This is a genomic window from Anaerobacillus sp. ABD4_527 (assembly GCF_056160805.1).
In genome coordinates this window covers 2,082,084-2,097,435 of the sequence record NZ_JBSWXZ010000001.1, presented here as the reverse complement: position 1 = coordinate 2,097,435, position 15,352 = coordinate 2,082,084, and the positions used below count along the sequence as shown (strand labels likewise).

At 40.3% G+C, this 15,352-nt stretch carries 13 protein-coding genes; 8 read left to right on the top strand and 5 right to left on the bottom strand.

The annotated features are described in order from the left end of the window. Nucleotides 1-260: 260 nt before the first annotated feature. Nucleotides 261-1,238, top strand: coding sequence for a tRNA dihydrouridine synthase (locus ACXAHI_RS10785; RefSeq protein ID WP_474847648.1), 978 nt, complete (start codon nt 261-263; stop codon nt 1,236-1,238). A gap of 106 nt (nt 1,239-1,344) precedes the next feature. Here the strand turns inward: ACXAHI_RS10785 and ACXAHI_RS10780 are convergent, their stop codons facing one another. After that, nucleotides 1,345-2,439, bottom strand: a complete 1,095-nt coding sequence (locus ACXAHI_RS10780) for a S8 family peptidase (protein ID WP_474847646.1) — start codon at nt 2,437-2,439, stop codon at nt 1,345-1,347. Nucleotides 2,440-2,713: 274 nt separating this feature from the next. Here ACXAHI_RS10780 and ACXAHI_RS10775 point away from each other — a divergent pair, with 274 nt between their 5' ends. Then, nucleotides 2,714-4,489: a hypothetical protein gene (locus tag ACXAHI_RS10775; RefSeq protein WP_474847644.1), complete on the top strand. Its 1,776-nt coding sequence runs from the start codon at nt 2,714-2,716 to the stop codon at nt 4,487-4,489. Beyond that, nucleotides 4,473-4,931 carry an SMI1/KNR4 family protein gene (locus ACXAHI_RS10770; protein ID WP_474847642.1) on the top strand — a complete coding sequence of 153 codons (459 nt, stop codon included), beginning with the start codon at nt 4,473-4,475 and terminating at the stop codon, nt 4,929-4,931. Before ACXAHI_RS10775 ends, ACXAHI_RS10770 begins: the two co-directional genes overlap by 17 nt. A gap of 105 nt (nt 4,932-5,036) precedes the next feature. Here ACXAHI_RS10770 and ACXAHI_RS10765 read toward each other — a convergent pair whose 3' ends face one another. Both ACXAHI_RS10765 and ACXAHI_RS10760 read right to left on the bottom strand, forming a co-directional pair. Continuing rightward, nucleotides 5,037-6,236 (bottom strand): DUF819 family protein, encoded by a 1,200-nt coding sequence (locus ACXAHI_RS10765; protein ID WP_474847640.1) that lies wholly within the window; start codon nt 6,234-6,236, stop codon nt 5,037-5,039. 190 nt (nt 6,237-6,426) lie between these two features. Next, nucleotides 6,427-6,852: a hypothetical protein gene (locus ACXAHI_RS10760; protein WP_474847638.1), complete on the bottom strand. Its 426-nt coding sequence runs from the start codon at nt 6,850-6,852 to the stop codon at nt 6,427-6,429. Nucleotides 6,853-7,155: 303 nt separating this feature from the next. Here ACXAHI_RS10760 and ACXAHI_RS10755 point away from each other — a divergent pair, with 303 nt between their 5' ends. The 5 genes from ACXAHI_RS10755 to ACXAHI_RS10735 all read left to right on the top strand — a co-directional run bounded on the left by ACXAHI_RS10755 (nt 7,156) and on the right by ACXAHI_RS10735 (nt 12,341). Continuing rightward, nucleotides 7,156-8,076 carry a hypothetical protein gene (locus tag ACXAHI_RS10755; protein WP_474847636.1) on the top strand — a complete coding sequence of 307 codons (921 nt, stop codon included), beginning with the start codon at nt 7,156-7,158 and terminating at the stop codon, nt 8,074-8,076. 41 nt (nt 8,077-8,117) lie between these two features. Further along, nucleotides 8,118-8,642: a DUF6241 domain-containing protein gene (locus ACXAHI_RS10750; protein WP_474847634.1), complete on the top strand. Its 525-nt coding sequence runs from the start codon at nt 8,118-8,120 to the stop codon at nt 8,640-8,642. A 117-nt stretch (nt 8,643-8,759) separates the two neighbouring features. Continuing rightward, on the top strand, nt 8,760-9,290 hold the full coding sequence (locus tag ACXAHI_RS10745; protein ID WP_474848144.1) for a sigma-70 family RNA polymerase sigma factor: 531 nt from the start codon (nt 8,760-8,762) through the stop codon (nt 9,288-9,290). Between the two features lie 195 nt (nt 9,291-9,485). Continuing rightward, a complete protein-coding gene (locus tag ACXAHI_RS10740; protein WP_474847632.1) occupies nt 9,486-10,754 on the top strand; it encodes a LysM peptidoglycan-binding domain-containing protein in 1,269 nt (422 codons plus the stop codon). Between the two features lie 237 nt (nt 10,755-10,991). Further along, the gene (locus ACXAHI_RS10735) at nt 10,992-12,341 is read left to right on the top strand and encodes an FAD-binding oxidoreductase (protein ID WP_474847631.1); all 1,350 of its coding nucleotides are present in this window, start codon (nt 10,992-10,994) and stop codon (nt 12,339-12,341) included. A gap of 68 nt (nt 12,342-12,409) precedes the next feature. Here the strand turns inward: ACXAHI_RS10735 and ACXAHI_RS10730 are convergent, their stop codons facing one another. Next, complete coding sequence (locus tag ACXAHI_RS10730) at nt 12,410-13,726, bottom strand: HRDC domain-containing protein (protein ID WP_474847629.1); 1,317 nt, start codon at nt 13,724-13,726, stop codon at nt 12,410-12,412. A 205-nt stretch (nt 13,727-13,931) separates the two neighbouring features. Beyond that, on the bottom strand, nt 13,932-15,350 hold the full coding sequence (locus tag ACXAHI_RS10725) for an NAD-dependent succinate-semialdehyde dehydrogenase (RefSeq protein ID WP_474847627.1): 1,419 nt from the start codon (nt 15,348-15,350) through the stop codon (nt 13,932-13,934). Nucleotides 15,351-15,352: the final 2 nt, after the last annotated feature.

Here is a 15,352-nt window from a genome sequence, read left to right as displayed (position 1 = left end):
TACACGTAAACACTGTAAAATAATGAAGTATAAGCATAATTGGGACGAGGAACCTGTCCCTGTGTCCTTCCATGTGTCCTTCCACTTCCCCACTGGGACAATATACCTGTCCCTCTGTCCCGATTACCACTTGCACTTTTTGTCAAATCGTCTTAAAGTATATAATGGTTGAAATCCATCATAAATGGTAATGGATAGACTAACTTGTCACTTTTTAATTTGGAGATTACGTTCTCCTTAAGGAAAGGGTTCAGATAGATATGACACAAAATTTTTGGCATGAGTTGCCGAAGCCGTTTTTTATTTTGGCACCGATGGAAGCCGTCACAGATGTTGTTTTCCGTCATGTCGTTAGTGAAGCAGCAAGACCTGATGTGTTTTTTACAGAGTTTACGAATACAGAAAGCTTTTGTCATCCAAATGGAAGAGAGAGTGTACGCGGACGTTTAACATATACAGAAGATGAGCAGCCGCTCGTCGCTCACATTTGGGGAGATAAGCCTGAATACTTTCGAGAAATGAGTATCGGAATGACAGAGATGGGCTTTCGCGGGGTAGATATCAATATGGGCTGCCCTGTGCATAACGTTGCAGCGAAAGGAAAAGGGTGCGGATTAATCCGTCGTCCTGATGTTGCAGCAGATATTATCCAGGCAGCAAAAGCAGGAGGCCTTCCTGTGAGTGTTAAGACTCGCCTTGGCTATACGGAAGTGGACGAATGGCACGATTGGCTTAAACACCTTCTCGAGCAAGATATCGTCAACCTATCCATCCACCTTCGTACGAAAAAGGAAATGAGTAACGTCGATGCGCACTGGGAGTTGATTCCAGAGATCAAGAAGCTTCGTGACGAAGTTGCTCCTCATACGCTTCTTACGATCAACGGTGATATCCCTGACCGTCAAAAGGGACTTGAACTTGTTGAGAAATATGGCGTAGATGGCGTAATGATCGGGCGTGGAATCTTCCACAACCCATTTGCTTTCGAAAAAGAAAAGAAAGAACATACTAGTGAAGAACTGCTAGACCTCCTACGTCTACAGCTGGATCTTCACGATAAGTATTCCGATGAATTGGAGCCGCGTCTCTTTAAACCGCTTCGCCGCTTCTTTAAAATTTACGTTCGCGACTTCCGTGGAGCGAGTGAGTTGAGGCATAAATTAATGAGTACAGAAACGACGGATGAAGTACGTGAAATGCTCGATGAGTTTATGGCGAAAGTTCCAGTGAACGAATAGTAGTACTTTTTGAGAGAAAAGCCCTTTGTGCTTTTCTCTTTTTTTAATAATGTCTCGTTTAAATTAAAAACGGAACCTTATATAAAGGATTCCGTTATTGTTAAGTCTATATATTTAACAGAGCCGCATACGTATTTATTCTACCTCTCTGATAAAGAGTACCTGTCCCATTTAGTTGTACTGTTGTAGTCTCAATTGTATTCTGAACGGCATTTACATCAGAATTGAGAGAAAGCATGAGTGCTGCAAGGCCTGCGACGAATGGCGCTGCCATTGATGTTCCGGATAGTGAGCCGTAATCAGTTGCTCCTTGGCTGTTTGCATACGTAGGAAGTGTGGAGAGGATATTGACTCCTGGAGCAGCAACATCGACCCATGAAGCACCGTAGTTTGAGAATGATGCCTTGTTATCATTTTGATCTAAAGCTGCAACACTTAGGCACTGGGCATAAGCAGCTGGGAAGAATAGGTTATTTGAATTTAAGTTGCCTGCCGCTGCGACGTTAAGCACGCCATTATCTTTTGCATATTGAAGAGCATTTTGAAGTGTAGCGCTCGCCATAGGTCCTCCAAGACTTAAGTTGATAACCTTTGCACCGTTTTGTGCTGCATAGATGACTCCTTGTGCCACGTCGCTAAAAGAACCACTTCCACTGTCGTCTAATACTTTGATGTTCATAATCTTTGGATTGATGGCGAGTCCAGCAACACCAAGGTCATTTCTAGTTGTAGCTGCTGCAATTCCTGCTACATGTGTACCGTGACCATTCAAATCTTCTGCAGTTGAAGACGCTGAGAAGTTTTGGCTTAAAATAATCTTGTCCACTAAGTCAGGGTGGTTCGTTTGAACACCGGTATCCAATATTGCAATATTTACTAGAGTTGAACCACGTGTAACATTCCAGGCTCGTACTGAATTTATTTTGAGAAGCCCCCACTGTTGAGAGAAGAGTGGATCATTAGGTGTGAGTGTAGCATTTAGAATACCTTCGTACTCAACATAATCAACACCCGAAAAGTTAGAAATGATTGTCATTTTAATATTTAACAAAGACGGAGCAACTTTTACAACATAAACATTCAGAACTGGAATCGTATCGATAACAGTAAGACCGCCAACTTGCGAAATGATACGCAGAGCAGTACTTGGTATAACGCCAGGTAAAAACCCGATAATAAATCGATCAGGTAAATAGTTCATTGTATTGATAACACCTCCTATATTCATAAGGTGTTACTAGTTTATTCAGTAGATTTATAGATGATTGGACGGGCTGGGGGACAAGGGGACAGGTTCCTTGTCCCGCTAAGCATCGTTCATTGGAGGGACACTGTACCTGTCCCTGCGTCCATTTGTTAGCTCTTTTCTCATGTGAGGAAAGGGCTATTTTGATTGACTTCTCTTCGATTTATAGAGAGAAGTCTTTATAGAGGGTATTCTTAACTTAGAATTCATTAGAGGGCGGTAGGATAACGTGGAGAATCAAAAGTTAATAAAGGTTTTTCTAACCTTTTTCCTTATATGCATGTTCATGCTTCCAGTAGGCGCAATTGCGAGCAGTGGCGGGATAGACTATGGAGATTCTGAGTTAGTTGATTCGAATGCACCAAACTCAAAACAGGAATCTAGTAGACCGAATGAAGATAATGGTAGCTGGCTACCGAATTGGCTTGAAAGTACAATCGGTCGTACAAAAAAGACGATCTTGAACACTTGGAATGGAACTAAAGAAGTTGCTACTGATGGTTTTGACTTAATAAAAGATAAAACGAACGAAAGCATAGAATGGATTGGTGACAAACTGCAAGGAGTGGGTGAATGGTGGAATGAACGCTCGCTTCTAGAAAAATCGCTCATGATTCTTGGAGCAGGTGCGACGATATTAACTGGGGGTGTTGCCCTCGGTGTTATATCAGCAGGTGCTGCGGTCATTGCTGGTATCAGCGGCGCTGCTAGTTATGGTCTTTACGCGATGAATACTGATCAGGTTTCCTTGGCCGGTGGGCTAGGTATGATGACATTAGGTGCGTTTGGCGGTATTGGTTTTGGCGCATTACGTGGAGTAGGAATGCTCGGGACAAGAGGTAGTTTGCTTATGACATCTGCTTCGAAAGGTATTAGTACTTCAAGAATGGTCAGGGCCATAGGTGCATTAGGGCAAACTAGAGTAGGTGCTGCTATTATAGGTGGGACAAGAGCTGCAGTACGAGTAGCTCGTCCCGTGTTGAGCGTGATTTCTAGTAAGAGTGCGTTAACTGGCGCTGCGATTTCCTCTCTGTTTGCCGGAGGGACTCATGTATACAATACCATGGTAAACGGTGAGCCCCTTGATTCAAAGGCAATGATTAATGATATGGTTGTCTGGGGAGCTGCCGGTGCGATTGGCGTAGGGTTAGCTTCGAAAACATTTCAAGGAATCGGCACTTTTACAAAGTCCCAAGCATTAAAAACAGCTAGTAGTGCAACAGTTGGTGGCACTTCGGAGTATGCTCTTGGTAACTTGTTTCAAGGAAAAAGCCCAGGCATAAAAAAGACGTTGATGGTAGCTGGGCTTTCGCTTGCTTTGGGTGGAGCGGTTGTACTTGGACCTGTTCTTACTAATGTAGGGAAGCAAAGTGATGGAGTTGTAACAGGTAGTTCAAGCTCTCTAGAAACTTCTCCAATCGGTAAAACCAACTTAGAAAAGAAATTTGGTACGATAAATAGTAGCGGCTTACAAGATCAGTTTACATATAAACTGAAGACAGACCTGCAATTTTTTAGTTCAAAAGCTGATATTGACTCTTTAATTAGATCAAATGAAAAGACAGTTGAAATAACACTTAAATATAATGAGAATATGCCAAAGCGAGAATTCGTAAGAAAAGCTAGGCAACTTCAAGATTTAGGTATAAAAGGTAATTTATATAAAACTCAGAATCCAGTGCCAAGAAATCCTACTATTACTAGAGCTTATAGGCAGGATATGATTAAAAGGATTTGGAATCAATATAGTGATAGGAATCCCGAATTTGGAAGGTTGTTAATTAAAAGGATTACAAAACGTATGCAGCCAGATCATATATGGGAACTCCAGTTAGGTGGTCCAGATGTAGTTGAGAATTTGAGATTCTTAGACTCTTTTACTAATTGGAATATTGGGACTCAACAAATAAGGCAACAAATAAGGGAATTACCTACCGGAACTAAGGTGAAGGTTAAGATAGATTGGGGTGAGCTAAATGGAGGGTCTATTGAAAGAAAGAGTTGAAAAGGTTAAAAATGAATTGTTAGAAGATCCAAACAGTATAATATATGGTGAACTTACTGGAGGTGTAGAAAAACAACAAGAAAATAATAGCATTCCTAAAGAATATTCTTACTTCCTTGAATTATCGAACGGAGCAAGACTTGGAGGGGTAGATATCTGGTCATATGAAGAGTTGTCTTCACATCAATATCGTGTCTCAGATATTTCAGGAGGTCATGCGAAGTGGATTGAAGTAGGGCAGGTCTTATATGAACCGCTAGTTATAAATAAAGAAACTGAAGCAGTGTATCTCTATAAAGATGAGCAAAAGTTATTGAAAGTCGCCAATGGTTTTAACCAGTTCATTTTTAACTATACTATGGGAGAGAAGTATGGAGAGCTAATACCTGATGCAAATTCAGACGAATGGTTTATGATGCTAAAGCGATTGGATTTAGCGTGATACTTTTAGCGGGTGATTGAATGGTTCTAGAACTTAAACGAATACTAGCCAAATATAAAACCAGATAGCTAAACTATATAGTTAGCATACCTGGTTTTATACTTATTACCCCCCTGCAATCATCCGCGCCAACTGACCACATATAAGAGCGGCATACGTCCCGACAACGTTACCGAGTATCCCCATTAATAGTCCAACTGGTGCAAGCGCTGGTTGGAAGACGGAAGCAACGATTGGAGCGGAACTTGTTCCACCGATATTTCCTTGTGAACCAACGGCTACGAAGAACAATGGTGCGCGCAGTAAGCGGGCAGCGATAAAGATAAACAGTACGTGAATTGCGAGCCATACCATTCCCATCAGGATAAACTGAGGAGCTTGAACGATGTCCATCAAGTTTGCCTGAGCACCGATGGCGGTTAGGAATAAGTAGATTCCCATATATCCGAACTTACTAGCACCGTAGTATTCAAGTTTGCGAACTTTTGTGAATGATAGAAGAATACCAACGGCTGTAATGATAAGGAATGTCCATGTGGACGTACTCATAACGTCTGATTTTGGAATGAAAGGTAGATCAGCAAACAGACGGATTAAGTAAGATCCAGCAAAACCAATCGCAAGAATACCGAAAAGCTGTGGCAGCTGTAGAGGTTTTGCATTTCTTTCTACATCTGTTGCGATCTCTGCATTTACTCGTTTGATCGTGGAGTTGTCTGCCTTGTTCCATTTGTTAAATCGTTCTTGGAAATTAGCAAGTGAGATCATAACACCCATCCAGCCGATTCCAACTAGCGTGTCTGTTAAGATGATTGGACTAAGAATATCATCAGGTGTGCTGAACGCTTCGATCATCGCACCCATGTTTCCAGATCCACCGATCCAGCTTCCTGCAAGGGCACCGACACCTCGCCATGCTTCATCTGGAAGGATACCTTGGAATAGGAAGAAGGCGATTGGTCCACCTACAACGACACCAAGTGTACCAGCTAAGAAAACTAGAATGGCTTTTCCGCCAAGTTTAAACGTGGCAGGTACGTTCGTACTGACCATTAACAGCAAGAGTCCAGCTGGAAGCATATAAGTACTCAAGAAGCTGTACAGATCAGAACTTTGAGGGATGATGCCGAACGTCGTAGAGAGCATCGGCAAGAAATACATCCAGATCAACGGCGGCAAATAGCCGAAGAATTTTTTAATAGGTCCATATTGAACTGTCGAAAGCATAAATACAATTCCGACAATTGCGATTAAATAAGCAAAAATTGCCATGGGTTGTTGAATGAGGGCTTGTGATAATATCATGTTGTGTCTCTCCTTATCTGCTTAAATCTTCGAATTATCAACAATAAGTTAAAAACCCAGATTTAAAGAGTATAGCACAGAGAAGAGACACTAGGACAGCACCATGTTCACTAAATATATGGTAATTATATATAAAAAAAAAGCAGTGGTTAAACAAACGTTTGATTAACCACCGCTTTTTTATATTGGTTTAACTATTTTGAAACTGTTGATCTAGCTCTCTCACCTTATTATAGGACTTCTTCAAACGCTCTGGAACTAACTTCCGTCCAAACTCCCAGGCGTTTTCCTCAATTTCATCAATGAGCTTTTGTTGCACCTCTTCTTCCTCATACATTAGGATTCTTAAATCATGTCGGTGCTTCTTAAAGTCTAAATAATACCCGATCTCATGGTAGAGAAGAATGAGGGCGATGTCTTCTGGCTTTTCTTTAATATGAATATTCATTTTAGCTTGATACGCATTAATTTGTAGATAGTTAAACTTTATCGTGTTGGTTGAAACGTTATAGCTCATCGGCGCATTTAGATCGTTATTGAACTCATAGTTAATTGTTAGCTCGTGCTTTTCTAGCGTATCTTTAATCAGTTTTTCGATATGGGATATATATAACATGTTTTCACTACCTTCTTGTGATGCTTTTAACTTAAACCTTATCTTACACCATGCCATATTCCTGCTAGTTTTTCTATAGAAATTAAGATAAATGAATCGTCTTACTAAACCATAGGAAAAATAGTTCGTAAAAATAACTTTGTTTTTGAACCGAATCATGTAATCACTTCGTCTATAAAGCAGGTGGCTTCAGGAGAGGTGAAAAACACTTTGTGAAAGTATGTAAAAATACATCTTCATAATAATTTGTTCCAACAAAGGCTGGAGTTACTATTAAGAATATGGATGTGAGGAGGTGTACAAGTGACTGATAAGTTGAGAAATCTTAAAAACAATATGAATCGCACAGTTCTAAAGGACGGGGAGATGAGTGATTCAGATAAACAGCGAATCTATCATAAGGTTATTAAATATAAGAAAGTAAAAAGAAGTGTCAATCGAATGGTACCCACATTTGCTATTTCAGCATGCTTATTTCTCATCATTATTTTGGGATCCAACGCTTATATAGGTACCTTTGCACCAAACCAGGTTGGTGAACACAGCGTATATCCAGAATCAGAAAACTCATTAATAAAAGATTCTAGCTTGAGCAGCCTTGAAGAAGATGAAATTCATCAGAATAGGTTTGTGGATGATCGATATAAAAGAATTTATGCTTATTTAAAAGAATGGACTTTACCAGAGGAAGGTCGATTGCTGGCAGAAAGCAACACATCAAACGTGACATATCAGAATGGTTATAGCTTTTCTAAAAGTACAGGTTATTTAAGTAGTATTAGTTGGGGAGATAGAGATCCCAACACCGATGAACGTCCAGAACCAACAGAAGAGCAATATATGGGTGTGGTCATGGGATTTGTTAGTGGAAAAGCACATGATTTAGAAGTGGATTTATTCCCACCACTCTTCACTGAGGTCTATGATAAATCTGGTAATCTTGAAAAATTAGTGAATGAGGATGGAATTAAAACAGTTCATGACCGAAGTAGTAGAGTAGTGACACAATTTAAGTTAGGAATGCGTTATTCAGGTGAGCTGCCAGAATTGCAAAATGAGCTTGCAGATTTAACGAAAAAGGCCGAAAACCTCGTAAGTGCAACTGAATCAAGAGAGAATGTTTCGTTAATAAAAGCTGAAAAACTTGATCGACAATATAAAGAACTAACTAGGGATGTAGTTGAATTGTCTGAAGTTATCGATAAAGCGAGACAAGATCATTAACTAGTAGGTAAAAATTTTATCATGGAAAGGATTGAAAATAGATGCCCTCTACAAAAACTCTACTTATATCTATCATTGGAATTATTATTCTTATATTTAGTCTAGCATATTGGTTTATTTCAGACCTTGAGGCTAGTTTGAATAAAGAGAAAGAATTATCAGAAGCGGCTGTAAAGGATGAACCAATTGATCCAGATCGGTATGTCAGTGAAAACAATCTATCTACAGAAGATGAGGAGTTGCCTACAGAAGGCCAATTTATGAAATTACTTCATGGGATGACCCATCAAAAAGTGTATGCAGAAGATAAATGGGTGTTAGTCGAAATGACCGATGAGCGGATTAATAATATGTTGCAAATTCTTAAACAAAGTAAAGAAGAGGAGCAATATCAAAATTATGAATTCTTTTTAGAAACTTTAACAGAATGGAAAGAAGGAAATTATCAAAATGCTGTAGTCGTTCATAATCGTATATGGGAATTAGAGGGTGGAACGATCGGTAAAGCTGAAAGGCTGTTGACATCTGAAGAAGAAAGAGAGTTTGTTAACAAGCATTATGACTGAGAGTATGTGAGTTTAGAGTAAGCGTGACTTTTTTTATCATTTCTATTAAGAAAAATTTGTTAGAGATAAAAATCTCTTATATTTAGTAGTTGAGTGAGGGGGGATTATTTGGGGGATATGCAGATAGAAAGAGAGCTTAATAGAAATGATTTAATAAAGAAATTAATCGATGACTATGCTCAACAAGTGAAGTACCTGTCGTTTACATATGTGAAAAACTGGGCTGTAGCCGATGATATTACACAGGAAGTTTTTATAGCTTGTTATCAAAATCTAGAACGTTTTAGAGGAGATAGCAGTTATAAAACATGGATACTAAAGATAACTGTTAACCGGTGCAAAGATTACTTAAAAAGCAGATGGTACAAATCAATTCTTCCAATAGGATGGAGTAGTGATTCTTGGACTGTGGAAGACTCTAGTCCAGAAGACTTACTTACACAAAAAAACGATGAAGAAGAAATATCTAAAAAGGTACTCTCACTTCCGGTGAAATACAGGGAAATGGTTATCTTGTTCTACTATGAGGATTTAAGCGTAAAAGAAATTAGTGAGCTGACGAAAATTAAACCGGAGACAGTTAAAACAAGATTGAGGCGAGCGAAGTTGAAATTGAAAGAATTGTACGATAAGGATGTGCGAAACTAATCTTTTTATGCATGTAAAGTGTGTGGGATGAGATTTGGAATTTATAAGAGAGAACATACCACTGTCCCTCTTTCAGAACATCTTCATGTAATAAAGAATCCCTCGTGTGATGATTTGACCTACATACCACCTTCATGAAATGCGTCCTTAGAAAATAGACTATAAGTAAAGCCTTTTAAGCAAAGGACTGATCAAATGGCAATCCATACGGTTACAGCTGGGGATAATTTATGGCGTATTTCCATGACTTATCGTGTGCCGATACCAACGATACGAGCAGTGAATGGACTCGTCTCAGATCGCCTCGTTCCAGGGCTAAACTTATACATTCCTGATCAAAACCTTCCTGAACAGTATCATCAAATCAAGCCAGGCGATACGTACTGGAAGCTGTCTCAGCAGTTTAATACTTCGACCCAAGCGATCGTTGAAGCGAACCCAAACACAAATCCAAATGCTCTACAGGTCGGGGTCCGTATACGAATTCCTTCTAGAGAGAAATATCGGATGCAATCATTAGTCTTTTTTGATGCGTTAGCAGGTACGCCTTATCTAGATACACTCAATACTATTGCAGGATCAATTACCTATTTAGCGATATTCACTTACTCTTTCACACGGGATGGAACAGTAATTGGAGTCGATGATGCTCAGGTTTTACAACGAGCGAAAGAGCTGAACATAAAGCCGCTGCTTGTTATTAGTAATTATGAAGCGAACATGTTCAGTCCTGATTTAGGGAATGATGTTCTTCAGAGTCCGGATAAAAGAAAAATATTGGTCCAAAATCTTGTTCGCATTGTGAAGGCTAAAGGGTATGCGGGAGTCAGTATCGATTTTGAATTTGTTCCTCCTGAGAGAAGGAATGATTTCACAGCCTTTTTACGGGAACTGAAGACGGGTCTAGGCAATTTAGTTCTTCAGTTAAACGCGCATGCAAAGAGCAGCGACATGCCGACGAATCGATTAGTTGGTTTTCTTGATTACAAAGAAGCAGGAGAAATCGTCGATATCATTTCAATTATGACCATTGATTATGGATATGCGATAGGACCGCCTGACCCAATCACACCTGTATGGTGGATCGAACAAGTGTTAATGTATGCGACTGGACTGATTGAACGTCGGAAAATCATGATGGCGATGAGTTTATATGGGTACGATTGGACGGTACCGATTCAGGCAGGGGTAGGTGCCGCTATGTTACCCGTTCAAACGCTCCAAAACCGAGCGATCGATTCGTGGATTCCTATTCAGTATGACGAGAAATCCCAGGCTCCTCACTACCGGTATCAAGTGTTGAACAAAGACCACATCGTTTGGTATGAGGACATTAAAAGCATGACTGCGAAATATAAGCAGATGGAAGTATATTCTTTGCTTGGAGCAACCTACTGGCGGTTGCGGTTTCCGTTTCCACAGAACTGGGCGTATGTTGAGAAGAACTTGCTCGTTATAAAATAAATCATTTTTTTGTTGAGCAGGAAAGAGGGAGGGTTTATTGCTCCCCTTTTGCATAAAGAACTTCTATTGATTACCTAATTTCAATAGACAAGATTACTAGAATGAACCTCTAAACTATCAGTTTTTTCTACTTCTACTTCGACGAATGTGCGGTTTTCCTATCACTTCTGCCGTTCCAGTCACAACTCTTTAGAAATAAACTATATAAACTTATTTTATGATTTAGGAGTTGAAAGAATGAAATCTCGACATCGATTAACTGGTAGAGTGATTTTTAGGGGCGACCCTGGTTATGATAAAGCTCGGAAGAATTGGAATCCGTTCGTTGATACGTTTCCGTTAGTATTCGTGTTTGCACAAGAAACGAGAGATATCCAAAATGCTCTTTCATGGGCATGTGAGAATAACGTTCCGATTCGTTTCCGTAGCGGTCGTCACGCATTAGATAAGGGTCTTAATGAAGTGAAAGACGGGATTGTAATCGACGTTAGTGAAATGAAGAGGATTCGATTCAATCGAAAAAAAGGAATTGCGATTGTTGAAACAGGAAGTAACGTAGGCCCTACGGTTAAAGCATTAGCAAGAGAGGGGTACATGCTTCCGTTTGGAGACAGTCCGACTGTTGGAGTCGGTGGAATCACGATGGGAGGAGGGATTGGACTCCTTCAACGTTCGATCGGTTTAATCAGCGACAACCTCATCGGATTGAAGATGGTCGATGCAGATGGCAATTTGATTCAAGCGGATCATCATAGAAACGAAGACCTTCTTTGGGCTTCACGAGGTGGTGGCGGAGGTAACTTCGGCGTGAACACCGAATACGTGTACAAGCTGCACAAAGCCCCAGAGAAAGCCACGGTGTTCGAAATTGATTGGCCTTGGGATCAACTAGAAACCGTCTTTAAAGCATGGCAAAATTGGGCTCCGGATGTGGATACACGACTTGGTACGATCTTAGAACTCTTCTCGAAAAAGAATGGCACGCTTCGTTCCACAGGTCTATTTCTTGGACATAAGGATGAGCTTGAAAAACTTTTAAAACCGTTAAAGAATGCAGGTACGCCAACGAAGGTGTTTGTAAAAATGTTTACCTACCCAGACGCAGTAGACTATTTGATCCCAACTCAAAAAATACCTGGACGAGCAGATGCTAACAAAAAATTCTCCTCAAACTGGGCACAAGATCTTCTTCCTGATGAAGCCATTAAAGTGATGCGTCAGTTCTTAGAAGAATCGCAAAGTGAAGACACAAACTTTTTCTTCCTTAATGCTGGAGGAGCACTGAATCAACCGTCTCCTAATGAAACGGCATTTTACTGGAGGAACGCGAAGTTCTATATGGAATGGAACGCGTCGTGGACGGATAGATCTGACCAAGCAAGAAACCTCGCTATGGTAGAAGAAACACGTCTAAGACTAAAACCTTTCGTAGAAGGTTCCTATGTCAACGTACCAGATCAGTTCATTCGAAATTTTGGACCAGCCTACTATGGAACGAACTTTGATCGACTCCAGAGAGTGAAAGCTAAATATGATCCACGAAACGTCTTTCAATTTCCGCAGAGTATTCCGCCGAAGTACAGATAGTGGTATCGTTTTTTAAAAATGTATCTCCAAAAAAAGCATCCCTCTGAGTAAAGTAGAGGGATGCTTTTTTATTTACTATGAGTAAAAAGTTTAATCATTTCCTCACCAAACTCTTCCGTTTTCTTAGGTCCAAACCCCTCGACTTTGAGAAGTTCTTTAATCGTTTTAGGCCTCTTAATAACAAGCTCCTCTAAACACTTGTTTGTGAAGATGTAATAGGGCTTTACATTTAATTCTTGAGATTTCATAGTACGGAATGCAGTTAGGGAGTCTTTCAAAATCTTATTGTTTATCACATTATGGTCCTTATTTTGTGATAGAGAATCGGCATTGTTCGCTTTTTGTGCTGAATTACTCTGTTTTATGATAGCTAGTATACTCTCTCCGTAATCTTCAACTTTCTTTGGACCAAACCCTTCAACATTAAGGAGTTGCTCAGTTGTCATTGGTTTCTTTTGAAGGAGCTCATCTAGTACTTTGTTTGTGAAAATGAAGTACGGTTTAATGGAGAGTTCTTTTGAGCGCTGTGATCGAAAATTGATCAGGGCTGCTTTAAGATTCTCATTCGTACGTACAGAAACTTTCTTAGGTATAGGTTTAGGTTGGCTCGGCTTTTTCGTAGTTTCTTTTTGCTTTTGGACAATGTACTGTTCGAAGGCGAATTTTTGCTCTACGTTATTTTGAAGGATGACTTGAGCAATGTCATGAAGAGACTGATCTAACATCTTAACGGGAGATTTCTTATTTAATTCCTCTTTAATAAAAGGCATGATCTGATCATGTCTAATCACTCTAGATTGTATAGTTGATGGAGCGTTTGGAGACACATCTATAATCGTTTTAGGATTAGCAAATGTAACCGCACCTCGAATTGGGCACTTCGTGATAACGCCTTTTGAGATAAGAAACTTTTCGAGGATATTCATATGTCGTTCGACTTGGTTAAGAGGGCTGTACATGCCTTCTTTGTTAACAACTCGATTGCTTTTCGTGATAATACGCTGAAACTCGCCCTTGTCAGTAATACGGATATTTCCAAACAACTTTTTAACTTCAAGGATTAAAATGAACTTGTGGGTAACGATGATAAAATCGAATTGAGCTTTATAGTTTTCAAACTCTAAGTGAATGTCATGGAGGACAAGGAGGGGCAGCATGGAATTTTGAAGTTCGAACATCACGTTTTTTTCTCCGGCGTGTCCGATTGAAAAGAGTTTTAGGTGATTGTCAATTTTCTTGATGTCCAGGTTTGGCTTATTACTTTCTTTTAAATCTAGTAATTGTTTTTGTTGATGAGAGATCTCTTCAATATCTTTATAGATGATAGGTTCTTTCAATTCCCTATGATCTGTTAAGATATTGAATACATTTTTAATAAAAGACATTTCTCTTACCTCCAACGTTCTATTGAGTTTTAGATATGTAATAATTTGTAATTACTAGATTATTATAGCAAAATAATACACGTTAAAGAGAGAACAAAACAAAGTTTATATGAGAAACAAAAAAACAAGCCCTTAATCAAACGTTTGATTAAGGGCTTGTTTTGTTATGTTATGTTATGTTCTATCGTTAATGAGAAGGCTCTCGTTACAATCCAACCGAAATATACTTAACCTCCAAATACTCCTCGATTCCATGATGCCCGCCTTCGCGCCCGAGTCCGCTTTGCTTAAATCCTCCAAACGGAGCTTGTGGGGTAGAAGGCGCACCGTCATTTAACCCTACAATTCCGTATTCTAGCTGCTCACTGATTCGAATGCCTCTCGATAAGTTTTCTGTAAATAAGTAAGCGGCAAGTCCATAGATGGAGTTGTTTGCACGTTCGATTGCTTCTTCTTCTGTTTTAAACGTAGCGATGGGTGCGAGAGGGCCGAACGTTTCATCTCGCATACAGAGCATGTCGTCGGTTGCGTCTCTTATTACTGTTGGTTCGTAGAATAATCCTTCTTTTATTTCGCCACCTGTCACGAGTGAGGCTCCTTTTGAAAGAGCGTCATCGATATGGTTCTGGACTTTTTCAACTGCATTCTCATCGATCAATGGGCCGATGGCAACGTCTTCTTCAAATCCATTCCCGGTTTTGAGTTCTTTCACTTTTTCTTCAAGTAGTTCAGTAAAAAGCCCTGCGATGGATTCTTGGACATACACTCTGTTCGTGCAGACGCACGTTTGGCCTGCGTTTCGGAATTTCGAAGCGATGACGCCTTCCACCGCTTTGTCGAGGTCACAGTCTTCCATGACGATCGCTGGAGCGTGGCCCCCTAATTCAAGCGAAACCTTCTTCACCGTTTCAGCAGAACCTTTCATGAGTAGCTTACCGACTTCCGTTGAACCGGTGAACGTTAATTTTCTCACTCGTTCATCAGATAACCAGGCTTCTCCAATCGATTTTGCATCACCTGTTACTACGTTGATCACACCTTTAGGAATGCCTGCTTCTTCAGCTAGTGCGGCTAGTTTCAGTGCGGTGATTGGCGTTTGTTCAGCTGGCTTGATGACGACTGTACAACCTGTCGCGAGAGCTGGTGCGATTTTTCGTGTAATCATTGCGGCTGGGAAGTTCCACGGCGTAATGACTGCCACGACTCCAACCGGCTGCTTGTTTACGAAAAGGCGTTTGTTTTGTTGCATTGCGGGAAGTTGTTCTCCGTACACTCGTTTTCCTTCTTCTGCATACCAGGAGATGAAGCCGTTCGCATAATCGATTTCACCACGTGCTTCTTTCAGAGGCTTTCCTTGTTCTAACGTCATCGAGCGTGCGAGGTCTTCTTTATGATCATTGATAAGCTGATGCCACTTTGTCAGATAAGCGCTTCTTTCAAAAGCGGATAGCTGAGACCAGGGGCGAAAGGCTTCAGATGCGGCGTCTACCGCCATCGAAGCTTCCGTTTTTCCTCCGTTCGGGATCGTTCCAATAATGTCTGAAGTAGCAGGATCAGTAATATCGATCGTTGGTAAGTCTGCACCTATTTCTTCGTCATTGATTCTCATATAGTAATGTTTCATGA